This window comes from Microcystis ichthyoblabe FBCC-A1114 (genome assembly GCF_050500245.1).
Lineage (GTDB): Bacteria > Cyanobacteriota > Cyanobacteriia > Cyanobacteriales > Microcystaceae > Microcystis > Microcystis ichthyoblabe_A.
In genome coordinates, this window is record NZ_CP191408.1 from 3505694 (window position 1) to 3529432 (window position 23739).

At 42.3% G+C, this 23739-nt stretch carries 21 protein-coding genes and 2 pseudogenes; 12 read left to right on the forward strand and 11 right to left on the reverse strand.

Going from position 1 to position 23739, the window contains the following annotated elements; genetic code table 11:
* Positions 1–26 precede the first annotated feature (26 nt).
* From ACQY1Y_RS16965 to ACQY1Y_RS16975, 3 genes and pseudogenes are all read left to right on the forward strand, one after another.
* Positions 27–401, forward strand: a pseudogene (locus ACQY1Y_RS16965) (hypothetical protein); the annotation flags it as partial.
* A gap of 146 nt (positions 402–547) precedes the next feature.
* Positions 548–5485 carry a Calx-beta domain-containing protein gene (locus tag ACQY1Y_RS16970; RefSeq protein ID WP_430013200.1) on the forward strand — a complete coding sequence of 1646 codons (4938 nt, stop codon included), beginning with the start codon at positions 548–550 and terminating at the stop codon, positions 5483–5485.
* A gap of 304 nt (positions 5486–5789) precedes the next feature.
* On the forward strand, positions 5790–6113 hold the full coding sequence (locus ACQY1Y_RS16975) for a HesB/IscA family protein (protein WP_316577630.1): 324 nt from the start codon (positions 5790–5792) through the stop codon (positions 6111–6113).
* Here ACQY1Y_RS16975 and mraY read toward each other — a convergent pair whose 3' ends face one another.
* From mraY to mutT, 3 genes are read right to left on the reverse strand one after another with little or no spacing between them, the layout of a single operon-like run.
* Positions 6114–7181 (reverse strand): phospho-N-acetylmuramoyl-pentapeptide-transferase, encoded by a 1068-nt coding sequence (gene mraY, locus ACQY1Y_RS16980; RefSeq protein WP_130756550.1) that lies wholly within the window; start codon positions 7179–7181, stop codon positions 6114–6116. It lies immediately after the preceding gene.
* A gap of 45 nt (positions 7182–7226) precedes the next feature.
* Positions 7227–7490, reverse strand: a complete 264-nt coding sequence (locus ACQY1Y_RS16985; protein ID WP_002735746.1) for a DUF3134 domain-containing protein — start codon at positions 7488–7490, stop codon at positions 7227–7229.
* Entirely contained in the window at positions 7487–7909 is a 423-nt protein-coding gene (mutT, locus tag ACQY1Y_RS16990) for an 8-oxo-dGTP diphosphatase MutT (RefSeq protein ID WP_016514645.1), read from the reverse strand. Before mutT ends, ACQY1Y_RS16985 begins: the two co-directional genes overlap by 4 nt.
* A gap of 103 nt (positions 7910–8012) precedes the next feature.
* On the opposite strand from mutT, the gene ACQY1Y_RS16995 reads away from it, so the two are divergent.
* Positions 8013–8336, forward strand: coding sequence for a 30S ribosomal protein PSRP-3 (locus ACQY1Y_RS16995; RefSeq protein ID WP_002736597.1), 324 nt, complete (start codon positions 8013–8015; stop codon positions 8334–8336).
* 144 nt (positions 8337–8480) lie between these two features.
* Here ACQY1Y_RS16995 and atpC read toward each other — a convergent pair whose 3' ends face one another.
* The 4 genes from atpC to ACQY1Y_RS17015 all read right to left on the reverse strand — a co-directional run bounded on the left by atpC (position 8481) and on the right by ACQY1Y_RS17015 (position 11653).
* Positions 8481–8897 (reverse strand): ATP synthase F1 subunit epsilon, encoded by a 417-nt coding sequence (atpC, locus tag ACQY1Y_RS17000; RefSeq protein ID WP_002735380.1) that lies wholly within the window; start codon positions 8895–8897, stop codon positions 8481–8483.
* A gap of 74 nt (positions 8898–8971) precedes the next feature.
* Positions 8972–10420: a F0F1 ATP synthase subunit beta gene (gene atpD / locus ACQY1Y_RS17005; RefSeq protein ID WP_002737987.1), complete on the reverse strand. Its 1449-nt coding sequence runs from the start codon at positions 10418–10420 to the stop codon at positions 8972–8974.
* Between the two features lie 517 nt (positions 10421–10937).
* Positions 10938–11366 (reverse strand): Imm30 family immunity protein, encoded by a 429-nt coding sequence (locus ACQY1Y_RS17010; RefSeq protein WP_002774153.1) that lies wholly within the window; start codon positions 11364–11366, stop codon positions 10938–10940.
* The gene (locus ACQY1Y_RS17015) at positions 11363–11653 is read right to left on the reverse strand and encodes a hypothetical protein (RefSeq protein WP_002737970.1); all 291 of its coding nucleotides are present in this window, start codon (positions 11651–11653) and stop codon (positions 11363–11365) included. The genes ACQY1Y_RS17010 and ACQY1Y_RS17015 overlap by 4 nt, the downstream gene beginning before the upstream one ends.
* Positions 11654–12445: 792 nt before the next feature.
* Here ACQY1Y_RS17015 and ACQY1Y_RS17020 point away from each other — a divergent pair.
* Positions 12446–12586, forward strand: a complete 141-nt coding sequence (locus tag ACQY1Y_RS17020; RefSeq protein WP_002786556.1) for a hypothetical protein — start codon at positions 12446–12448, stop codon at positions 12584–12586.
* 54 nt (positions 12587–12640) lie between these two features.
* Here ACQY1Y_RS17020 and ACQY1Y_RS17025 read toward each other — a convergent pair whose 3' ends face one another.
* The gene (locus ACQY1Y_RS17025; RefSeq protein WP_430013201.1) at positions 12641–15028 is read right to left on the reverse strand and encodes an ATP-dependent Clp protease ATP-binding subunit; all 2388 of its coding nucleotides are present in this window, start codon (positions 15026–15028) and stop codon (positions 12641–12643) included.
* A gap of 255 nt (positions 15029–15283) precedes the next feature.
* Between ACQY1Y_RS17025 and ACQY1Y_RS17030 the strand changes: the two genes are divergently transcribed.
* The 5 genes from ACQY1Y_RS17030 (at position 15284) to ACQY1Y_RS17050 (ending at position 17137) form a co-directional block, all read left to right on the forward strand.
* Entirely contained in the window at positions 15284–15529 is a 246-nt protein-coding gene (locus tag ACQY1Y_RS17030; RefSeq protein ID WP_430013202.1) for a hypothetical protein, read from the forward strand.
* Positions 15519–15803: a helix-turn-helix domain-containing protein gene (locus ACQY1Y_RS17035; RefSeq protein ID WP_130756552.1), complete on the forward strand. Its 285-nt coding sequence runs from the start codon at positions 15519–15521 to the stop codon at positions 15801–15803. The genes ACQY1Y_RS17030 and ACQY1Y_RS17035 overlap by 11 nt, the downstream gene beginning before the upstream one ends.
* Before the next feature lie 29 nt (positions 15804–15832).
* Positions 15833–16162: a DUF6883 domain-containing protein gene (locus tag ACQY1Y_RS17040; RefSeq protein WP_287693008.1), complete on the forward strand. Its 330-nt coding sequence runs from the start codon at positions 15833–15835 to the stop codon at positions 16160–16162.
* 6 nt (positions 16163–16168) lie between these two features.
* Positions 16169–16429, forward strand: coding sequence for a DUF4926 domain-containing protein (locus tag ACQY1Y_RS17045; protein ID WP_430013203.1), 261 nt, complete (start codon positions 16169–16171; stop codon positions 16427–16429).
* Positions 16430–16663: 234 nt separating this feature from the next.
* The gene (locus tag ACQY1Y_RS17050) at positions 16664–17137 is read left to right on the forward strand and encodes a hypothetical protein (RefSeq protein ID WP_230458559.1); all 474 of its coding nucleotides are present in this window, start codon (positions 16664–16666) and stop codon (positions 17135–17137) included.
* 460 nt (positions 17138–17597) lie between these two features.
* Here the strand turns inward: ACQY1Y_RS17050 and ACQY1Y_RS17055 are convergent, their stop codons facing one another.
* From ACQY1Y_RS17055 to ACQY1Y_RS17065, 3 genes and pseudogenes are all read right to left on the reverse strand, one after another.
* Complete coding sequence (locus ACQY1Y_RS17055; protein ID WP_002756029.1) at positions 17598–17864, reverse strand: Txe/YoeB family addiction module toxin; 267 nt, start codon at positions 17862–17864, stop codon at positions 17598–17600.
* Positions 17857–18117, reverse strand: coding sequence for a type II toxin-antitoxin system Phd/YefM family antitoxin (locus ACQY1Y_RS17060; RefSeq protein WP_002736246.1), 261 nt, complete (start codon positions 18115–18117; stop codon positions 17857–17859). Before ACQY1Y_RS17060 ends, ACQY1Y_RS17055 begins: the two co-directional genes overlap by 8 nt.
* 76 nt (positions 18118–18193) lie before the next feature.
* Positions 18194–18422 (reverse strand): annotated as a pseudogene (locus tag ACQY1Y_RS17065) (putative toxin-antitoxin system toxin component, PIN family); the annotation flags it as partial.
* A gap of 786 nt (positions 18423–19208) precedes the next feature.
* Here ACQY1Y_RS17065 and ACQY1Y_RS17070 point away from each other — a divergent pair.
* Positions 19209–20165, forward strand: a complete 957-nt coding sequence (locus ACQY1Y_RS17070) for a ribonuclease Z (protein ID WP_002756024.1) — start codon at positions 19209–19211, stop codon at positions 20163–20165.
* Between the two features lie 2 nt (positions 20166–20167).
* Positions 20168–23404: a tubulin-like doman-containing protein gene (locus tag ACQY1Y_RS17075; protein WP_430013204.1), complete on the forward strand. Its 3237-nt coding sequence runs from the start codon at positions 20168–20170 to the stop codon at positions 23402–23404.
* The last annotated feature ends 335 nt before the right edge of the window (positions 23405–23739 follow it).

The window sequence follows — 23739 nt, forward strand, 5'->3', positions numbered from 1 at the left end:
GGTGGGTAATACCTACCTTACTTAGTAAACTGTTTGAAATCATCGACAATATGATGACTTTATCCCCTGAATTACAGTCAAGTTTAGAGAGTAAAATCAAACAATTTGAGGAGGAAAGAACCATGCCTTTAATAAGTAATATGGAGTTACGAGGAAGGAAAATTGGTGAGGAAATTGGGGAGTTACGAGGAATAGAACGCGGTAAGGAAATTGGGGTGCTAGAAAAAAGCCGCGATGCCATAAAAACAGTTTTAACCGTGCGGTTTGGACAGATTTCTTCAGAAATTGAAGAGATAATCGGCAAAATGACTAACCCTACTATCTTAGAAGAGCTACTAAAATTAGCAGCTACCGCTAATTCTCTCGCAGAATTTAGGCAGTCTTTGGCAAGAATCCAATAATCTTATCCTAATATCTAGAAAACGGGTTTCTTAGAAAACGGGTTTCTTTGAGAAACCCGTTTTCTGTAAATTTTTGTTATAGAAACCTTGAAAAATTCGGGATTCTTTGCATAAAATAGTCGCAGTCATCCTTTGCGGTTAACGTCATGACTTCTACCCTTTTGCCGAGCTTTCCTGCTGTTGACGATGTTTTGTTCAATTTTGCTCAATCTGATGGCTTTTGGGCGAATTTAGAAACCGCTTTTGGCACAAGTTATGATGTGGTTAAGGCGACAGAGTTACGACAGCAGTGGAAAAGCCGAAATTTTAGTCAACTTCCTGAGATTGAGGTTGTCAACAGCAGTGTTTTAGGTAGTGCAAATGGCGCTTATGGGATTAGCACCAATAAGATATATCTATCTGAAAGCTTTTTTGCTTCTGCTAGTTCAGATGCTTTGGTTGCGGTGATGTTGGAAGAAATTGGGCATTTTGTGGATGCTCAAGTTAATACGGTGGATACGGTGGGGGATGAGGGAGAATTATTTTCTCATCTGGTGAGAGGGGTTAATTTAACTGAGGCTGAGTTAACTTATATTCAAACAGAAGATGATCGTTCTGTTATTGATTTAGGGGGACAATTTATAGGGGTTGAACAAACAGCACCAATTACTTTAATTGTCAATACTACTATAGATGAGAATGATGGTAGTGCCACTATTGGCACTGGTTTATCCTTGCGGGATGCTGTTACAATTGCTAATCAAAGTCCTAATACTCCCTATATTATTAAGCTGAAATCAGGAACGACTTATGAATTGACTTATGTTAATAAGTGGGGTACGACAACAGGCAATCGCAGTTTGATTACGGTCGGTACGATTACCATTGAAACTGATGGAACAGCACTAGCTTCTATTGTGAATAATGCTAGTCCTATCCCTGGGCAAAATGGTCGTAATCCTATTATAAGTAACGGTAGTAAACTTGGAGTTACATTAAATAATCTCTATATCAGCAACAAAGCAGGAAGGGGAATTGACAACGTTGGAACATTAACATTAACCAACAGTACAATATCTGGTAATACGGCTGGTTGGGGAGGGGGAATTGACAACGGTGGAACATTAACAATAACCAACAGTACAATATCTGGTAATACGGCTGGTTGGGGAGGGGGAATTGACAACAGTGGAACATTAACAATAACCAACAGTACAATATCTGGTAATACGGCTGATTGGCGTGGAGGGGGAATTGAAAACGGTGGAACATTAACAATAACCAACAGTACAATATCTGGTAATACGACTGATTCTTATGGAGGGGGAATTTTCAGCGAGGGAACATTAACAGTAACCAACAGTACAATATCTGGTAATACGGTTGATTCTTATGGAGGGGGAATTTTCAACAGTGGAACATTAACATTAACCAACAGTACAATATCTGGTAATACGGCTACTCATGACGGAGGGGGAATTTTCAACTCTAAGGGAACATTAACATTAACGAATGGCATTATTACTAGCAATAGTGCCAACTACTTAGGTGGTGGTATTTACAATAATGTATGGGGTACATTGAGTTCAAATAGTATTATTAGTGGAAATACTGCGAACCAAGTTTGGTATATAGACTTAGAAGACCCAGATGGACATTCAACTACAGACAAATCCAGCTGGATTAATGGTAAATGGATAGCAAATCCAATAGATCCAAAATATCCAAATATATATGATGAAGGCACTTTTACCGCACTCCCACCCACTCCTAATCCTCCACCTAAACCAACGATATCAGTCAGTAATGCGTGGGTCGATGTTCCCGCAGGGACTAATCAAACAAAAGTGCTTAAATTCGAGGTTAAACTATCCTCAGCCTATGATAAACCGATAACCGTTGATTACTATACCCTTGATGGAAGTGCCAATTCAATAGACTCTAAGCAATTAAAAGATTTTAACAATGTTGTCAAACAAACCCTCTCCTTTTTCCCAGGACAAACCAGCAAACAAATAGAAATTACCGTTTTAGGAAGTGCGCTTCCTACCGACCAAACCTTTGAAATTTTGGCCAAAGATACCGCTTATCGTAATTGGACAGATACGGACAAAGGCAAAGAAGTAGATAAGAAATATGACTATAGTGACCTGGGTTACGAAGGCTATCGTATCAATAAAGTTTTCAAAGATTCTACCACAGGATTTGATGCTTTTGGTTTAACTTCTGATGAAAAATTCTTTCTGGTTTTAGCCAATCCCCTTAATGCCAATGAATTTACATCCAATAGCAATAACTTACTGCAAGATATTGCCAATACTTCAGGCGGTAACAATACCGCCGCCTATACTGCTGGACAGAATCTAATCAACCAACTCACCAGCACCAAGCAATCCTATACCTTCACTGATGGCACAATTTATGACCTTGCTAAACCTCCTGTTTTAGCGATTCGGGGTACTGAATTCTCATCTGTTAACGATCTATTAAGTGATGCTGAAACCGAAGGAATTGGCTATAATCAATTTACTAACAATAAAGCCGCAGTCAATCAATGGCTTTCAGAAGTAACTAATCCCGTAAGCGGATTGACTCTAAAACCTAATATTACAGGTCATAGTTTAGGCGGTGCATTAAGTCAGTGGGTAGGGGGTAGTTATACAGGACAACTCGGAAAGATTGTTACTTTCAATAGTCCGGGTATTTCTCAACAACCCGGCATTAATTTTAACGCTACTAATAACTTAGGTGTCACTCATTACATAACTTCGGCCGATTTGGTTAGCATTGCAGGTTCAAAATATCTGAGTGGAGTCTGGAACTTAGAAAAATATTCAAAACTAACATCTGCAATTACTTTTGAAAAACATTCAGTTCCCGTCTTAAATCAAACTATTACAAGAACTAATTTGTCAAAGCCGACAGATTTAACCCGGAAAGTTGCCAACGGAAATACTACTGATTTAAGTAGTTACTGGTTTACATATTTGCCTGATGCTGATTATTTTGCCTTGCAAATGATGATTAGAGGATTGGGAAGCTTACCTATTCCTGGAATTGGATTAACAGGAACATATCTGGCAGCGGCTTTAACTTATCGTGGAACCGTTGAACTGAATCGACAAGCAATCGGAAGTGCCATTGATGGTCTTGGAAATATATCCGATGCAGTAACATCCGCTTACAACGCAGCTAAATCTTGGACTTCAGATGCGTGGGATGCGATTATTGGACAGTCTGACAAGAAACTTGGTTTATCTCCATCAACTGCAAATCAAAGCAATTCAACGCTAAAGCTTGCATCATCTTTTCTCGACACAAATAGCTATCAAATAGCAACAACAGCTACAGCATCACAGACAATTGATAACTTTTGGGATGCCATACCTGACTGGGGAAATAATGCTTGGCAAGCTACAACTAAATGGTCAGCAGATGCTTGGAAAAGTATCAATCAATGGACACCCCAAACTTGGCAAGCAACAACTACCTGGACAGCAGCCGATTGGAATAAACCATTCTTTACTATCTCAAATCCGACAATTGTAGAAAACAATTCAGGAACAAATAACCTGATATTTAAAGTTACATTGTCAACCACAAGTACCCAAACAATTACCGTAAATTATGCCACTGCTAATAACACAGCAACAGCAGGAAGCGACTATACAGCGAAAACAGGGACTCTCACCTTTACCCCCGGACAAATCAGCCAAGATATTATTATTTCCGTCAATGGTGATACTGCAATTGAACCCGATGAGACTTTCTTGATTAACCTTTCTAATCCTAGCAATGCGCTGATTACAGATAATCAAGGATTAGGAACAATTACTAATGATGATGGTGATAATACCAGTGTCACTCTTGCGGTTTCTCCCGCAAGCGTTACCGAAGACGGGACAACCAACTTGGTTTACACTTTTACCCGTAGCGGTTCCACAACTAATGCTTTAACAGTCAATTACACCCTCGGAGGGACAGCTACTCTTAATACCGACTACACTCGTACAGGGACTAACAATACAGTCACCTTTGCTGCTAATTCATCCACTGCTACCGTCACCGTTGACCCCACTGCTGACACAATAGTAGAAAGTAACGAAACCGTCACCTTAACCCTAGCTTCTGGGACAGGTTATAAAGTAGGGACTACCACCCCAGTGACGGGGACAATTACCAATGACGACTTTCCCCAACTCTCCATCAATAATATTACCGTGGTCGAAGGCTTAGATAATAATGCCATCCTCACCGTCACTGTCAATAACTCCAATCCACAACCAATTAGCGTCAACTATACCACTGCACCCATTAATGCTACCGCCAATGTAGATTACACTAGCAAAACTGGAACTATCACCATTGCACCTAATACTGCCACCGCTACTATTAGCATTCCCCTCCTCAATGATAACCTTAATGAACCTGATGAAGTCTTCACCGTCACCCTCTCCAATCCGGTTAATGCTACCATCAATCCCGACGAAGCAATTGGACAAGTAATTATTACTGACACCCTACAAAGCGCAATTACTCGCACCTTACCCAACAATGTCGAAAACCTCAGACTAATTGGCACTAATAATATTAATGGTACGGGTAACGCTGGTAACAATAATATCACCGGAAATAGTGGCAATAATCAAATCAATGGACGTGCGGGAATCGATACCTTAACCGGTGGTTTAGGTGCAGATACTTTCATCTTCCAATTTGGTCAATCTACCATATCAACAAGGGATCGTATCACAGATTTTGCCATCAATAGTGATAAAATCGACTTATTAACTCAAGGTGGAACTGCCATGAGTGCGCCTAGCAATTTCAGTCGTGCTGCTAATAGCACTGTCACCACTTTACAGAATTTAATCAATCAGGTATTTACTGATGCTAATGGAGCGATTACAGGTAATCAAGGATTAGGGGTTAATAGTGCCGCCTTAGTGCAGGTAACAACCGGTGCAATAGCTGGAACTTACCTCGTTATTAATGATAGCGCGGCTGGCTTCCAATCCAGCAATGATTTATTAATAAATATCACCGGATTTACTGGGACTTTACCAGCTTTAGGGAGCATTCCAGTGGGTAATTTCTTTGTTTAAGTTTCTAAGCTCTCCTTCTAAGTCACCTAGAAAAAGGGTTTCTCGGAGAAACCCTTTTTCTGTGTTAAAAATTGTCAGCTACCCCCGCCATTTATTAGTTACATATTTCTTAACATAAAGTTTGACAACAACTATGGTATAACTTCACAAGAACTTGATATTAAGTAGGTAGGCGTTAAAAGTTGTCAGATCCCCCCGCCTATCGGCACCCCCCTTATCAAGGGGGGCAGGGGGGATCGAACCTAAAATCCATTTTTAATTTAATTATAACCAGCTACTTATTATTACAATAGTCTCAAAAACAATGATCGAATTAAGTCCCGCCGCCGCTAGAGAAATTGAACGTTGGAGTCAAAGCCGTCGCCTGAGTGGTTCCTATCTGCGTTTGGCAGTAAAAAACGGTGGTTGTTCGGGACTTCACTATCATCTCGAATTAACCCCTATTGCGGCAGAAAACGATCGCTTTTATCAAAGTCAGGGTATTAATATTGTAGTCGATCCTGACAGCGATCGCTACCTACAAATTTTAAAATTAGACTATTCAGAAGATCTCATGGGTGGTGGTTTGCGTTTTACCAATGCCAACACCCAAAATACCTGCGGTTGTGGTCTTTCCTTTAGCGCTTAATTAACTGCTCCAAATAGCCAAGACAACTAAAAGCGCATTAACCAGATAAAAAGCTCCCACAATCTTCGTTTCCGTCCAACCACTTAATTCTAAATGATGATGAAAAGGAGCCATTTTTAATAATCTTTTGCCCTTGCCGTCGGGTCCTTTTGTGGCTTTATAATAGATAACCTGAGCGATTACCGAAAGAGATTCCAGAAAGAACAGACCACTAATTAAAAATAATCCCCAGAGATGTCCAGTAATTAAACCCACCGCAGCTAAAGCGCCTCCTAAAGCGAGGGAACCCGTATCACCCATAAACACTTTAGCGGGGTTGCGGTTATGAAAAATGAAGCCTAGACAAGCACCAGCAAAACAAGTGCAGAAAATCGCCAAATCTGGATGACTAGGAGCGATAATAATGGCTAAACCCAAAAAAGCGATCGCACCTGTTCCCCCCGCTAATCCATCCACCCCATCGGTGAGATTAGTGGCGTTACTTTCAGCCACAAGGACAAATCCCGCCAAAATCCAGAAGAAAAAGCCCAAAGGAATGACTAATCGACCCCAAAGGCCGATATCGGTACTCACCTGATTGAACGACATCCAGAGGCAAAAAAGCACCGCCCCCGTTATCTGTAAAATTAACTTCATCCGGGGAGATAGGCCCTTATTCGACTTATAACGCAAAATTTGCCAATCATCTAACCAACCGATACCCATGTAAGCAAAAGTCAGCAAAGCAACCGCCACCACATTAGGAGTAAATTTAGACCAGATTAAAGCGAAAATAAGGGCTACTGGCACAAAAAAGCTGCCTCCCATCGTCGGGGTTCCTGCTTTCTTTAAATGGGCCTGGGGTCCATCTTCGCGCATAATCTGACCCATTTTCAAGCGCCGCAGCATCGGGACTACTTGACAACCAAGACCAGCACTGATTAACGTTGTGGCCATCAGGGGGATTAACAGGGAATTAGTGGACTGAAAAAAAACTACTAACAGAAATAGTAATCCCGTTAGTAGAATCAGGAGATGGGTTCCAGTGGGTTTTTTAAAGATAGGGGCGGAAAAAATGTTAGCGTTCACGACTAAAGCGTCAGATAAGGGTAAAATTTGCCAAAGAAGACAGGATTAATCTTCATCTAAGACTAATTCGTCCTCGTCGTCATCATAACCGATATCATCGACATCCATCAGTTCAGATAGTTCCACATCTTCTTCGAGAGTCAGATCCGGTTCGGCGATTTTATCCCGGGGAATCATGCGATTATTTTTTTCTAACCACTCGACAATGGAAGCGTCTTTTTTTAGGGGAATAACCGCGGCCGGTTCGTAGCGGGGTTCTTGACGAATAGAAGGATTAAGCATAATCACTCGACGATTAACAGCAATCATTTCGAGTTTACCATGTCTTTTAAGGCTCTGATAATCTCTTGATTGGCTGCGGGGAAAGTGTAATTATCTAGTTCCTGGATAGTTACCCAGCGGATTTCTTCACATTCGATCGCTCTTGCTTGGCCGCTGAGATAACGACAGTTATATACTTGTAGATTAACCCGAAAATGACTATAGGTGTGGTCGATGGTGATTAAATGACTATCAACCGCGATGTCAATGCCAATTTCTTCTAATATCTCTCGTTTAATACATTCCTGCACCGTTTCATTGCCTTCGATTTTGCCGCCGGGGAATTCCCAAAAACCGCCTAGGAGTCCCTTGGCTAGACGGCGATCGATTAAAATTAAATCTCGATCATCTCTAATTACGGCCACACCGATTTGTTTAGAAGCTAAAGAGTCTGTTTCGGGAATCATAGTGGTTATTGGCGAAAAAATCGGAAAAAATAGTTAAAAACTGACTGCGGAAAATTGAGTCAAAAGATGATATAATCGAGAATTGTACGATTAACGATTAACAATGACAGTCAGTTCCGAATCAAAGTTTATTTTAAAAGTATTGTGGTTAGATCAGAACGTAGCGATCGCTGTAGATCAGGTGGTCGGCAAAGGAACTAGCCCCCTCACCGCTTATTTTTTCTGGCCGCGCAATGATGCTTGGCAACAACTGCAAGAGGAGTTAGAAGCAAAACACTGGATTGATGAGTCCGATCGCGTTGATGTTCTCAACAAAGCCACAGAAGTAATTAATTTTTGGCAAGAGTTACGCAATCAAGGCCGACAAATCACCATGGCCGATGCACAGTTAAAATTCCCCGAAGTTGTGTTTAGTGGTAGCAATTAATCGGCTTTTTAGCCGTCAGCTAGATAATCTTGATAATAGGCAGAAAAATGGCTAAAAGCTGATTGCTAAAGGCTAAAAAATTAATCGGGTAGGTTTATATAAACCCGCCCGATTTTGCTTTAATTTAATTTGATTTGGTTGGGTTTAAACCGATACTAAACCGCCAGCGGCCTGGTATCTAGCGCGAGCTTTGCGCCATGATTGTTGCGCTTGGATAGTTTTGCGACGGTCATCCCCTTTACTGACTTCATCGAGACGAGTTTGGGCCCGTTCGTATTCGGCGCGAGCTTTTTCCTTATCGATTTTTGAGCCTAATTCCGCCCCATTAACGAGGACTTTGATCTCATTATTTTCGACTTCGGCAAAACCGCCCAAAACTGCGATATTTTCCCAGTCTTTCCCCGGTCGAATTCGCATTACGCCAATATTCAGGGCAGTTAATAAAGGAGCGTGACCACTAAGAATACCTAATTGTCCCGTGGAACTGGGTAGGATTACTTCTTCAGCCACGTTATCCCAGACAATGCGATCGGGTGTAATAACCCGTACTGTAATGCTCATTGGTGATAATAACGATAATTTTGGCAGATTTCTGGGTTAAGTAACCGCTAAACGCGGTTACTACTGACTTTTAATTAGCCTTTTTTGAGTTTTTCGCCTTTAGCGATCGCTTCATCGATATTGCCGACCATATAGAACGCTTGTTCGGGTAAGCGATCGAGTTCACCTTTGAGGATCATCTGGAAGCCTTTGATCGTATCAGCGAGGGTAACGTATTTACCTGGGGAACCGGTGAACACTTCCGCCACGAAGAAAGGTTGCGAGAGGAAACGCTCAATTTTGCGAGCGCGGTCAACGGTGAGACGATCTTCTTCCGATAATTCGTCTAAACCGAGAATAGCGATGATGTCCTGTAACTCCTTATAGCGTTGCAGGGTAGATTGGACGGCGCGAGCGGTGCCGTAGTGTTCATCACCGACGATATCAGCTTGGAGCATGGTGCTGGTGGAACCGAGGGGATCTACCGCCGGATAGATACCTTTGGAAGCCAGACCCCGGGATAGTACAGTAGTTCCATCCAAGTGAGCGAAGGTAGTAGCGGGAGCGGGGTCAGTCAAGTCATCCGCCGGTACATAGACCGCTTGGATGGAAGTGATCGATCCCTCTTTGGTGGAGGTAATCCGCTCTTGCAGGTCGCCTACATCAGTGCCGAGGGTGGGTTGGTATCCTACCGCAGAAGGCATCCGACCGAGGAGCGCCGATACTTCCGAACCGGCTTGCACGAAACGGAAGATATTATCAATAAATAAGAGTACGTCTTGCTTGCTGACATCGCGGAAATATTCGGCCATGGTCAAAGCAGAGAGACCGACGCGCATTCTCGCTCCGGGGGGTTCGTTCATCTGACCGTAAACGAGGGCAATTTTCGAGTCTTCGGGGTTATCAGCGTTGATTACCTTCGATTCGATCATCTCGTTGTAGAGGTCGTTTCCTTCGCGGGTTCTTTCACCCACACCGCCAAAAACCGAGACACCCCCGTGTTGAATGGCGATATTGTTGATTAATTCCATCATAATGACGGTTTTGCCCACACCAGCACCCCCAAAGAGGCCGATTTTGCCCCCTTGACGGTAGGGGGTGAGCAGGTCAATCACCTTGATACCGGTTTCAAAAACCGTCGGTGTCACTTCAAGATCGACTAATTTGGGAGCGGGACGGTGAATAGGAGAGGTTTCGGTGACGTTAACCGGTCCTTTTTCGTCCACGGGTTCACCAAGAACGTTAAAAATCCGACCGAGGGTGCATTTACCCACGGGAACGCTAATCGCTGCGCCGGTATCCACGATATCCATACCGCGCACTAAACCATCGGTGGTACTCATGGCAACGGCCCGCACTTGGTTATCACCGAGTAACTGTTGCACTTCACAAGTAACCGATAGATTTTGACCGGCGGAGTTGGTTCCTTTTACGGTTAAGGCATTATAAATACGGGGCAGTTTGCCACTGGGAAATTCGGCATCGATGACAGGACCGATGATCTGGACGATTTTACCAACGTTAGTTTCTGTTGTCGCTACCATTGTTTATGTCTACTCTGGGTTTTAGCTGATAACTCCCACAAGGGGAAAGTCTTAATTTTTTGTAAAATTAGCCAATACACAGCTTATCACGCTAGGGGATCAGATCAGTTATTTTCGCTATCAGCCCTCAGCAGTCGGTCGTCACGAGACTCGGAGACAGGAGATTATTTTATTTGTTCCCCCCACTTCCCGCTTCCCACTCCCCGCTCCCTGCTTGACAAACACAGGGGTTTGCCTTTAATTGAACGTTGCCTCATGTCTCAAGGAGAAGATGGCCACAGTGTCGAGGGTTTAATTGCTCAAGATATAGGTTGGGATTTTTAAGGGGAAACTTTCTTTTAAAATTGGCGTTTACTTTTGATTTTATTACTCAATCCAAGCTTTTGGGGGGTTGGGGGAAGTCGCTGAGTCTCAAATTAAATTAATTAAGCTTGAACAAATGCCAGAAAAAGCGACATTTTTTAAGGGATTACAGATACCAAAATACCATTTTAATTTCTATAAGTCATACAAAAATTTAGGTTAAGATGACCTCCGAGGATGAATTAATCTGATTTTTGACGCTTTCTAGTAAAAGTTGATACAAAAAATGAGGTGTTTTTTGATTGGCTAATTCCAGACTATTCTGATAAATTTTAACAGCAGATTCATCATTAATCATTCGATAGTGAATGATTTTTGTCCATTCTGGTGCAGTTATCATTAATTGAGGAATCACTTCAATAAAAGCCTGTATTTGTTGTTGGGGTTCAAAATCTTCTAAAAAATGCAATAAACTAAACATAATTTCAGGATGTTCACAGTTATCATCTAGGATAAGATGTAAGTCTTTTAAATCTTTATCATCAGGATATTTGGCAAGTTTTTCTAATGTTTCCTCAAATAAGTTAATTTCTTGGGGTGTTCTCATTAAGCGATTCTCTTGTAGGATTTTTATTAAATTCATGGGGTTGTTGCTCCTTGATCAAAAAAGGTTGACCAAGTAGTTTTATTAAGTTGAATGAGTTCTTGTAATCCCTTTCTAATATCTGCATTATATAATCCTTGACCTAGATAAATTGAGCGAATATCCCAAACTTCTTGTGCTAAGGTTTGTCGAGGGGAAAGAGTTAAGTCTGGACTTTTACCATAAGATAAGGTTTGACGATGACGACCTCCTTTTCCGGGGGATAAGTGTTCCATCATGATAGCAATTCCTTGATTAGTTGTGTAACCTTTGATTTTCGCTTTCATATACGCATTGGATGGTAGATGATGAGGGGTTAAGTTATCTCCTCTACGACCTAATTTTAACAAGTCGCCGTATGTCCCGACTTTTCCTTCTCCTGTCAGTAGTTTAAATTGAGTGATGTTGTCTCCTTATGATTATTTTAGGCCATAGGTTGATCATAGGTGAATAAAAATCTTATCACTCTTCTATCTCGGAAAATCCCTGTCAACACATAAGTGCTGAAACTCCTATTTTATAAGCGAGCGCTCGCCTATTTTCTAACAACAACTCGAAAATTTAGTTTCTGTTAGTTATTGATCACCCGAAAGCTTGCCCCGAAAGAAAGCTAGAATTTAGACACGATCAGAGCTTTTTCCTGATAATTAAGCTTTAATGACCCATTTTCCTCTTTTCCCCCTGCTCCCCTCTTCCCAACCCAAAAAAGTAAGGCAGGCCTTAGCCTACCTTAAAACAAAGCGAGGTTAATCAACTTTGGGGATGCCGATGCAGTGGATGGAATTGGACTATTACCATATATTGGCGATTATAACAAGGGTTTTGCTGCTTGCACAGATTCAAATAAAAAATAATTTAAAGCTTGACCATAGATTTTAGTCTATATACTGAAACACAAGAACTATCTCCTGTCAAATTTTCAAGGGACAGCTTTACCGAGATGCACTCCCTTGTCTCAACTGTCCGGGAGAATTGTGCTGTAAGATATCTTCAGTTTCAATTGTTTAGGCTCGCAATCGTAGATGAGAATAAATTTCGGTAGCTTTTGCGGCAATCTCAGGAAATTATCGGTTAATTATATGAATTCTGCTAAAATTATCGCCATTATCACGGGAGCGATTTCGATTTTAATCGCCGTTGCCTATTTAATCCTAGTTCAGATTCTGGACTTTCGCACCGAGATGATTCCCGCTCCCCTAGAAGTTATTTTTCCAGGATGATAAAAATTGGGGTTGAAAAATTTTCAACCCCGAAAAAAGCAATTTTTGAGCGGATTAACCCACCGATTGTAACTGTAATTGCGAGAGAATATCGCTCTGCTCAGAGCGCCGATGACTAGAGACTGTCACCACACCGTCCGCAGTTACATCTAATAGCGCATGGTCTCCAGAATTGACTTTTCCCGATAACATCGCCTCGGCTAAACTATCCTCTAAGCGTCGAGTTAAAGCACGACGTAAAGGCCGCGCACCGTAGCTAGGATCATAACCCTCATTGATGACCAAATCCTTAAAAGCGGCGGTAACTTCCACAGAAATGCCTTTTTCTGTCAATTGTTTGGCTATATCTGCGATCAGAATATCGGCAATCTGGGTAACTTCTTCGCGAGTTAACTGTCGGAAAACAATGATTTCATCGAGACGGTTGAGAAATTCGGGACGGAAATATTGTTTTAACTCCTCTGTCACCCGATTAGAAATCTGTTGGTAACGCGATTGAGCAAAATCGTCAGCCATCTCGAATCCTAAGCTATTACCGCCCTTTTCGATGACTTTTGAGCCAATATTCGAGGTCATGATAATTAGGGTATTCTTAAAGTCCACCCGACGACCTTGGGAATCGGTCAAACGACCATCTTCTAACAGTTGCAGGAGAAGATTAAAAACATCGGGATGTGCTTTCTCGATTTCGTCAAACAAAACCACTCTATAGGGTTGACGACGCACTGCTTCCGTTAACTGACCGCCTTCATTATAACCGATGTATCCGGGAGGCGCACCAATTAATTTAGAAACCGTGTGGGATTCCATAAATTCCGACATATCTAGACGAATCATACTGGATTCCGAGCCAAAGAGTAACTTAGCTAAGGCTTTCGTTAATTCAGTTTTACCCACTCCCGTGGGACCGGCAAAAATAAACGAGGCAATCGGACGGTTAGGATTCTTTAAATTTACTCGCGCTCGACGAATAGCACGAGAAACGGCATTTACTGCCTCCTGTTGACCAATAATCCGCTCGTGCAGTTGAGATTCCAGATTTAAGAGCGATTCTGACTCAGTTTCAGTTAATTGGGTAACGGGAATACCAGTCCAAGCGGCGACAATTTGGGCGATTTCCTCCGCATCCACCACCGGAATTAAAGATTCGGGGTTAATTAGGGGTGATTCTTCGCTAACCTCTGCGGGACTTTTACTTTGCAGGGAATAGCGCAGATGGGTGCGGGATCCCGCTTCATCGAGAAGATCGATCGCTTTGTCCGGTAAAAAGCGATCATTGATATAGCGAGAGGATAGATGAACAGCAGCTTCGATCGCTTTTTGATCGTATTTTACCTGATGGAAATCCTCGTAGGTGGCTTTTAAACCGCGTAAAATCTCGATCGCTTGCTCTTTGGTCGGTTCTCCCACCATAACTGGCTGAAAACGTCTTTCTAGAGCCGCATCTCGCTCAATATGCTGTTTATACTCATCGAGAGTGGTTGCCCCTAAACACTGTAACTCGCCGCGAGCTAAAGCAGGTTTAAGCAGGTTAGAAGCATCCATAGCTCCCCCCATGCTACCAGCACCCACAAGAGTGTGAATTTCATCAATAAACAGGATAATACTGCCCGATTTGCGAACTTCCTCCACGATACCCTTTAAACGTTCCTCAAAATCGCCGCGAAAACGGGTTCCCGCCAGTAAAGACCCCATATCGAGGGCAATTACCTGTTTATCCTGCAAAAGTTCGGGAATATCGCCACTATGGATGCGTTGTGCTAACCCTTCAGCGATCGCTGTTTTGCCTACCCCCGGCGCACCCAGTAAAATCGGGTTACTTTTGGTACGACGGCCTAAAATTTGGACAACTCGCTCGATTTCTGGCTCTCTACCGATTACAGGGTCAATTTTGCCATTTTTGACCTCTTGGCTTAAATTGCGACCATATTGGGCTAAAATACCGCCTTGTGGAGCATTTTTCTGGTCTTCATAGTCACTGCTTGCCGTGAAGCGACCACTAGCGACTTTTTCCCCAGCATTTTTCAGTAAAAGGCCGCGAAGTTTGATCAAATCAACACCCTGCATAATTAAAATTTTAGCGGCTAGGGATTCGGGATCGGCGGTGATAGCGAGTAATAGATGTTCAGGTGCGATCGCCTGTTCCCCTAATTGTCGAGCTTCCTGAAATGCTTGCTCGAACATCTTTTTCGCTTTCGGGGTAAAAGGGATATTAACGGGACTGTAACCGCTGCCACGGCCGGTCATTCCTTCAATCAGGCGGCGACTTTCGTGCAGGGTGACTTTTAAATCCTTGAGAATTAAGGCTGCGGCGGCGGTGGCTTCTCCTATCAATCCTAACAGTAAATGCTCCGTACCCACGACACTGTGACCGGCACGACGGGCTTCTTCTTGGGCGAACATCACCGCTTTGATAGCTTTCTGGTTAAAGTATTCAAACATGATCGACGGCTTCCTGGCTACTGGGCTCTACTTGTTACTGTAACGTTTTCTTTACATTAGCCGGAAGGGGGATATCCGTATCAGTAGGGTGGGTTAGTCAGTGGTGAGTTTGGGCGATGCTTAAAATCCTTAACAAAAATTAAGGCTGCTGGCAGTTATAACCTAACCCCTGTGCAACTGTCGCTCTACAAAACTAATGCAGAAATGATAATTATTGATGTACCATATAAGGCGCGATAACTGAGGACGTAAGGATTGAAAAGGCTGCCAGCCAAGTTTTTTCGAGCCGAAGGTGGGTCGGAGCCGGTCAAAGATTGGTGGAAAACTCTCAGCCGTGAAGATTGCCGGATTATTGGCAGCGATATCAAGGACGTAGAGTTTAGCTTTCCCATCGGCTGCCCCTGTGCCGTTCACTTTCATCAAGAAGTCCCAAAAAACCCAAAACAGGAAATCGATTTAGCTCTCAATCGTAAGAAGGAACAGGAAAAATATGACCGCTAACCCCCATACTGGCTCTGATTTCGATGATTTTCTCAAAGAAGAAGGTCTTGAGGAGGACTGTAGTGCGGTGGCACTCAAACGGTTACGGTTGCGGCAGTTGGCTGAGGAGATGAAACGGCTCTCTCTGACGAAAACGGAGATGGCGGCGCGGATGCAGACCAGTCGAGCGCAACTTGACCGCCTCCTCGACCCGGAAAAGACGGGCGTTTCCCTCGATACTATCCAACGGGCGGCTTCTGTGGTGGGCCGCCAATTGCGAATCGAGTTGCTCTGAGGGAAGTCAGAAAGTTCGGAGTGCCGCAGATGAAATTACCCAACGGGGAACTGGCAGAAATCTCGATGGAAAAACTGATTGGCTATTGCTTAAATCCAGAACATTCCAGGGGAAAAAATAAAGCCAGAGTCTTTCGCTCTCGTCTGGGAATAACTGCCGAGAACGCTGAGGTTTTGCGATCGCTCATCTCACAGGCTGCCCTGGAGGGGGAAGTTGTGCAACAAGCGGTCACGGAATTCGGCCAGCAGTTTAAAGTGGATTGGACGATACCAGAACGGGAAGGAACACAACTGCGAACTATCTGGGAAATCGGCTTAATTAATCCCAATCCTCGCCTAATTTCTGCCTTTATCAAGTAAACTACCATGAAAGACATCAAACTCTTAGATACGGTTGCCATCCTCAACTCCGTCCCTCGGGAGCGATTGACTTTAGTTGAGCCAGATTATGAAGCTTTCCCCAGCTTGCCAAGCGGACAGGTGGGAACGGTGGTTGAGGTGTATGAAAAAGGTTCGCGCTATCAATATTTAGTGGAATTTTCTGACAGTCAGGGGCGGGAATATGCGATGGCTATTCTGCCAGGCGATGAGCTTCTGGTCTTGCATTATGAACTGGAGGCGGCGTGAATTCTGCTTAAGGGAAAACGCTATGGCTCAAGTAGCGGTTAGCGAAATTTTGAACCCTATTATCGAATCTGACACACCGCGCCACAATCTCTCACGGAAGGCGATAGGTCGCCTGAGAAGCAGTAAAACAGGGGAAAATACCTGAAACTCTTTCCCCTGTGAATCCCTAAGCTAGGGAGAAGAATATAAAGATTTATTAAATTGTAGCTTTTGCTACAGTTGTGGGGGGGGAGTGTGTATGCTTCTGCTATCTCCCTTTGGTGTTGGGTTGGGGTGCTGCTTGATCTAGCTACGAGGGAGGACGATCGCACTACCCGCAATTTCAACAATGGCATGGGCAAGGATGCGCGAGTCTATCTCGATTCGATAGAAACACTACTAAAAAGATTAATATTCATTATGGGTTGGAGAAATTCACTTTTACTAACATTGTTGATTTTGGTTGTTGGCATTGGTCTTGGAGCGATTACAGGAAGTCCTATAATGCGTGGAATTGTCTTCTGGACAGCACTTTGGGCAGCAATTGATTCCCATAGAATAGAAATTCATAAGTATAAAATTACAGGATCATTCGTACCATCATTTGGTAATTCATGGTCAGTTTTTTTGTTTTTACTTCTCCTTTGGGTGTATTGTTTTCCTGCCTATTTGATTATTAGAGGAAAGATTCTTAAAGGAATTATACCTTTAAGAAACGAAGACGAATAAGGCTACCAATCAATCCAGACTAACTCCCCTCTCCTGCTCCCAGAGGGGTTGGGGGAGAGGTCAAATCATCAAACCATTATCTATCAACGAGTTGCTCATCGCCAAGAAATTTATAAATTTTTCCCTTAGTGCGATAACATGATCTTGTATGGTATTTTCTTCAACCGCAAACTAAAACCTTCCCAATATACCGAAAAAGAAACCACAAAAGCCAGCTAAATTGTTTCTAAAAATACCATAAATGCCCCTTCATTCAGTCAGTTGAGGAGGGGAATTTATATCGTATTTTTATGTTATCTTGGGGGTATCTATACCGTTTTGCGGAAGGCAAAAGTCTTATACCATAAACTTTTCACGTTCCTAGTATGTGCCTCACTCATTCGCAAATTGCTATATTTTTACAATCCAAGTCAATCATTTTCAGTCTATACTGTTACCAGTGTAAAATAAATAAGAGGGGTTATTCATAATGAGTCCACATCCGTATAACTTTGACAACCTTCTCTTCTGGAATAACCTGATAAACCAAACGATGCTGAATATTAATACGTCGGGAATAATAGCTCGCTAAATCGCCACTGAGTTTCTCATAAACAGGATAAGATTGATACGGATTTGACTTAAGAATATTTAATAACTCGTTAGCTTGTTTTGCCAACCCAGTACGAGCCAGCTTTTCAGCATCTTTTTTCGCTTGTTTGGTAAAAACCAACTGCCAATTATCCATTTAAAATTGCTCTGATACCCGCCTCATCCACACAATCTTCAATAGAAGTGTTGCCACCTTCAATAATTGAATCTACCATACCAGGAATAGAATACAAATAAAGCGTTTCTTGAATAGAGTTCCAATCTTCCTCAGCAATTAAAATAGCATTCTTTTTCGTACCAGATAACAAAATCGGTTGATGATTATCATTGGTATCATTCACTAATTCATCAATTTGTTCTTTGGCTTCAGTAACAGTAACAATTTTCATGTAACTATCCCTTAAATTAACAACAAGAGTGCAACCGATTCTAACACAAGTCAACTATTATTCAGGATAATAGCACCTTTTCTAAATATTTGTCAAATTTATTTTTGCTTATTCTCGTTGCCAATTCTTGATAAGTTGCCTTGCTCTGAAGAATGGTACATTGACTGATTGATTACTTTTCTGGGTGTTCCTAGTGGATTGAGTAAAGCACTAATAAAAACATTGGTATCTATAACAACTCGATTAGTCTGAGTAAAACTCCTAGTTTGGGTTGAAGCATGAAACCCAACAACTTCCCGGAATATTTTCACAATCTTGGTTGGGTTTCGCCTTGTGAGCCGATTGGTAATACCTGCTCAATAATGATAGCTCAACCCAACCACCTTGTTCCTAGAGATTTACACTTTTTGTTATCTCTGATCAAGGGTTGCGCTTGCTTTGGTTTAACCTGAGCGACTTAGTTTTTGCTGCGCTTTTTTCCGGCTTGAGATTTTGAGTTTTACGGCAACCGCTTGAGTTTTTTTGAATTACCCCTTGACAATCAAGACAGTCACTACGGCTGATAACTGATAACTGACTTCTAACCCAATTTTGGACAAAGATAAGCAAAAATTATTTATTGACTCCACAAACTTGAGAATATTTAAATTAACATTTCGCAATATTTACAAATTCTTAAGAATTAATTGAGAAAGATTTTTATTTAACAAAGATGTTATGAAGGTTACAGCGATTTGATAGAATTTCATAATGGGCTATTCTGTGCTTTTTTAGGCAGCAATGGTTGAAACCCTTGCCACATCTACAAAGTAATCCTAATTAAGACGGGTAAATTAGTCAATTTCACCCACAACGATGATCTTTTTTTTGTGTAGTTTTATTGCAAAAAAAAAGTTTTTTTGACCAAAAGCACAAAGCATGATAAGGAAGCTGGTGTATTTCTGGCTGCGCGTAATTATTGCAGAGTTAGGTCAAAATCAGGGGATTTTCTGTTTTCAAGTGATGAAATACAGAAAAGCAGCAATTCGATCGAGAAATCGATAAAAACAGCCTAGACTAGAAAAAGAATCCTCTATCCTGACAGCTATCCTGTGGAGATTACTTTTTTAGGAACCAGTTCCGGGGTTCCCACTCGTTCCCGTAATGTCTCTAGTATCGCCCTTCGTTTGCCCCAACGGGCGGAAATATGGCTGTTTGACTGTGGAGAAGGAACTCAACACCAGTTACTGCGTAGCGACCTGAAAAGTTCCCAAATCCGACGCATTTTTATCACCCATATGCACGGGGATCATATCTTTGGTTTAATGGGATTGTTAGCCAGTATTGGATTAGCCGGTTCTGCTCAGGATATTGATATCTACGGACCCCCCGGACTAGGGGACTATCTGCGTGCTTGTGCTAAGTATTCCTATACTAATTTAGCCAATCGGGTGCGTGTCCATCCCATTTCCCCCGGCATACTCTACGAAGATGAAGAATTTACCGTCTCCTGTCAGCTATTAAAACATCGTATTCCTGCCCATGGTTATCGTATCGCCGAAAAAGACCGTCCTGGACGTTTTGATGTGGAAAAAGCCAACGCTTTGGGTATTCCCCCCGGACCAATTTACGGCAAGCTGAAAAAAGGGGAAACTGTCACCCTCCCCGATGGCAGCAAAATTCGCGGTCAGTCCCTCTGCGGAGAAACGGAAATCGGCCGTAAAATTGCCTACTGTACCGATACTATTTTCTGTGAAGGATCGATCGAATTGGCACAAAATGCAGATGTGCTAATTCATGAGGCGACTTTTGCACACCAAGATGCCGGATTAGCCTTTGAAAGTGTTCACTCCACTTCGACGATGGCAGCCCAGGTGGCCTTGGCAGCCCAGGTAAAATTGTTATTAATGACCCATTTTAGTCCCCGTTATCTACCGGGGAATTCTCTGGATATTTCCAATCTGTTAGAGGAAGCGCGGGCAATTTTTCCTAACACTAAATTAGCCTACGATTTCCTCACCTACGAAGTCCCCCGCAACCGTCAAGAAATCGCCTTAGGAGTTAAGTAATTATGCCAGCAGCAGTAGAAGAAAAAAGCATGGTTCCCACGGTTTTAGTGGGTATTGGTGGCACGGGTAACGAGATTTTATCGCGCTTGCGTCGTTTAATCGAGGAAAGTTATGGCAGTTTGAGCAATTTTCCGATTGTCAGTTTTTTGGTGGTTGACACGGATAAGGATTATAAAATCAGTAATCCTGAAGCTGCTGGCAGTGCTTTTAAAGATAACGAAAAACACTGGGCCCGGGTGAGTGGAAAACAGGTACAGGAGATGGTATCTGATATGGATAGATATCCCTGGATTAATAGTTGGTTTCCCCCGGAATTAGAGAGAAATATTACTTCCCTGGAAGCGGGAGCGGGACAAATTCGCGCCTGTGGTCGTTTTGCTTTATTTTGTAATTATCATGAGATCCAAAGAAAATTTCTAGACGCGGTGAGACGGGTAAAGGGACAAGAAAACTTTATGCTCGATCGCTATGGAATTAAAGTTAGTAATAGTGCTATTAATGTCTTTACTACGGGGTCTTTAAACGGTGGTACGGGTAGCGGAATGTTAATCGATCTAGGTTACTGTATTCGTAATTGGTTACGAGGGGAAAGTAGTCCTTTGAGTACGGCAATTGTTCCCACTCCTGAAGCATTTGCGGGGATTAGTGTCGGCGATCGAGTTTTGGCTAATGGTTACGCTGCCTTGATGGAATTAAATTACTTTTCTGACTACAGAACTGAATATCAGCAACAGTTTAGCAGCGGTTTAGTCGATGAAGTGGTTAGTAAATTACCCCCCTTTGATTTTACCTATTTAGTGGGGACAAAAAACGGCGAAGGTGATTTTAAACTCGGTCAAATTCGGGAAATGATCGCCCAAAATATCTTCCTAGATATGACCTCTGATTTTGCCCCCCATAAACGTTCTATTAGAGATAATATTAAGGGTTCTTGGGCGCAAGCTGACCCGGGGGGACGCGGTTATCCTAAGCAATTTATGAGTTTTGGACTATCAACTATTGAAATTCCTATTGCCCAAATTCGTACTTCCTTATCGGAACGTTTAGCCAAAGATTTAATTAATTGGTGGCTGAATGATTCCGTGATTTTACCCGCTCAAATGTTGGACTTAGTAAGAGGTGATATCCTCAAAAAAATGCGCTTGAGCGAAGGGGAATTAATTATGGATTTATGTGCCGACAAGGATCGCTCTTTAATTGCCATAATCTCCCAATGGATTAACGAAACTCGTCAGGAAATCAATCAAGATAATTGGCTATCTTGTACCAAACAGGGTGTTAATATTTTAGGCAACGAACAGGGAAAAATTCTGCAATTTATTGATGATTATTTAACGCCAAGAGTCGAGGAATTTAAACGCAATCATTTACTAGAATTGAGTCCCGATGAACGGATGCACGGCGATTACCTGAAAAAGATTTATAGTAATCGGGATGAAATTATTCAACGGGGTAAAAAGTCCCTAGAAATAGAGTTTTATAATATCCTTGAGGATCGGAACCGTGGGGTAAAATTTGCCGAGAGTTTTATTGTTTTAGTAAGACAAATCTTCACCGACATAGCAGAAAAATTCCGTCGCGATCAAGAACAGGTTTGGAGTCAAAACGAAAGTAAACGTCAACGAGAATACGACACAGCCTTGGCAGAAATTAATGATCTGAAAGATAAACTTCATATCTCAAAAAAAGATAAGATGGAAGAATATTGTGAACAAGCTTTAACGGGATTGGAAGGCTATTTAATGGCCAATATTCAACGAAAAACCAGAGGTGCGGGAGTAGAGGTTATTAATCGTTTACTGGAACATCTTAATCAATTAGAAAGCCGTTTTAATCGCTTTCGTCAGAAGTTAATTCAAAGTCGCGATCTATTTAATCTGCAAGCTAACCAACAGATTGATAGTGCCGATGCTTTGTTAATTAATGGGATTAAATTATTTGATAGACAAGAATTAAATGGTCTTTATCAAGACTTTATCGAACAATTTGCTTCGGGGATTGCTGGTAACAAAAACGCCTACGATACGGGTATGGATAACCTTTGTTTACCCCTCTCACAGGAGATTTTAAAGCAATCTAGTCCCCTCTGGAAAGAAACGCGGCGCTCCGATGAAAATATGCGTTTATTTGACATCACCGAGATTGCCGATATTCGTCAAGGTGATTTTCAAAAAGTTATCCTAAACCAAGCTAATCAACTCCTACAAAATGCTCCCGCTAGTAGTCGCATTCAGCAGGAATTAGCTGCTTGTGATCGCTTGTTAAAAATCTATAACAACGATGCCGATATTATCAATAATCTTCGCATTGCCTACCAAAAATCGCGACCCCTAATTATGCTTAATCCTGCGGTTTTGCGGGGAAAAGATGCGGGTTTTACACCCCAATTAAATCAAAATGTGGCCCTGATTGGGGGAAGAAATACCAGTAACCCGGCAGCCCAAAAAATTATTCCGAAACTGCGGGAATTTATTGCCAACGAAGACGATATTAAACCCTTGGGAGACGTGGAAAAATATCGTCTTGTCTTCGTGCAGGAAATTGGCGGTTTTTCCCTACGTTGTCTCGAGGGAATGCGAGAGTTGCGCCAATCCTATCAGGACTGGAAAGGAGAATTTATTCTCGCCAAACGCGCCCAACAAATGGGGGAAAATCGCGATTTACCCATCCCCGTGCATATCCAAAAGGAACCGCCTTTCTGGGATGTTTTTCCCGAAGATCCGAGTATTTATCAATTGGTGGTAACAGCCCGAGCTTTGAAAGTGCTTTTCCCAGAAGTCAATCGAGTCACTAATGAGAAAACAATTCGCTATGAAATTAAAACCGCAACGGGATTAAAAAAAGTCGATATCGCCACCAGTTGGGAAGATGCGGTACAGGTGTTAGAAGTAAAAGCTTGTCGCGAAGATAAGGAAAAAATTCAAAGTCAGGTGACAGCTAAGTTACAGGCTGCAGCTACTCCGGAGAAAAAACAAGCTTTGTATCGGACTTTCATTGAATATTTACAACAACGTTCCGAGGAGTTAACAGGAGGAAAAGACAATACAGAATATAAACGGGAAGATGCAATTATTTTGCAGTTAATCCATAACTATAAGTTGGATAGCGCTGGAGAAATTCCTCTTTCTCCGATGACAGAAGTGGCTAACCCAGCTTTAATTATCTGCGGTAATTGTGGACATAAAAACCCGCCCTCGTCTAATTTTTGTTCTAAGTGTGGGGCAAAATTAGTTAAGTAGAAATTAGATTTTGGGTTTGATCCCCCCTGCCCCCCTTGATAAGGGGGGTGCCGATAGGCGGGGGGATCCGCCTTGATAAGGGGGGTGCCGATAGGCGGGGGGATCCGCCTTGATAAGGGGGGTGCCGATAGGCGGGGGGATCCGCCTTGATAAGGGGGGAATCTGACAATTTTTAACACCTACCTAATTTAACAGAAAAAGTGGGGGTGTTAGCTGGACTAACATCCCCAAAATGAAAATTTTCGGGAAAAATTGCCTAATAGCGAAAAAACTGGATTATAATAAGGTCTTTACTCAAGATTTTTGCTAATCGCTAACTGCCATAAAACCCAATC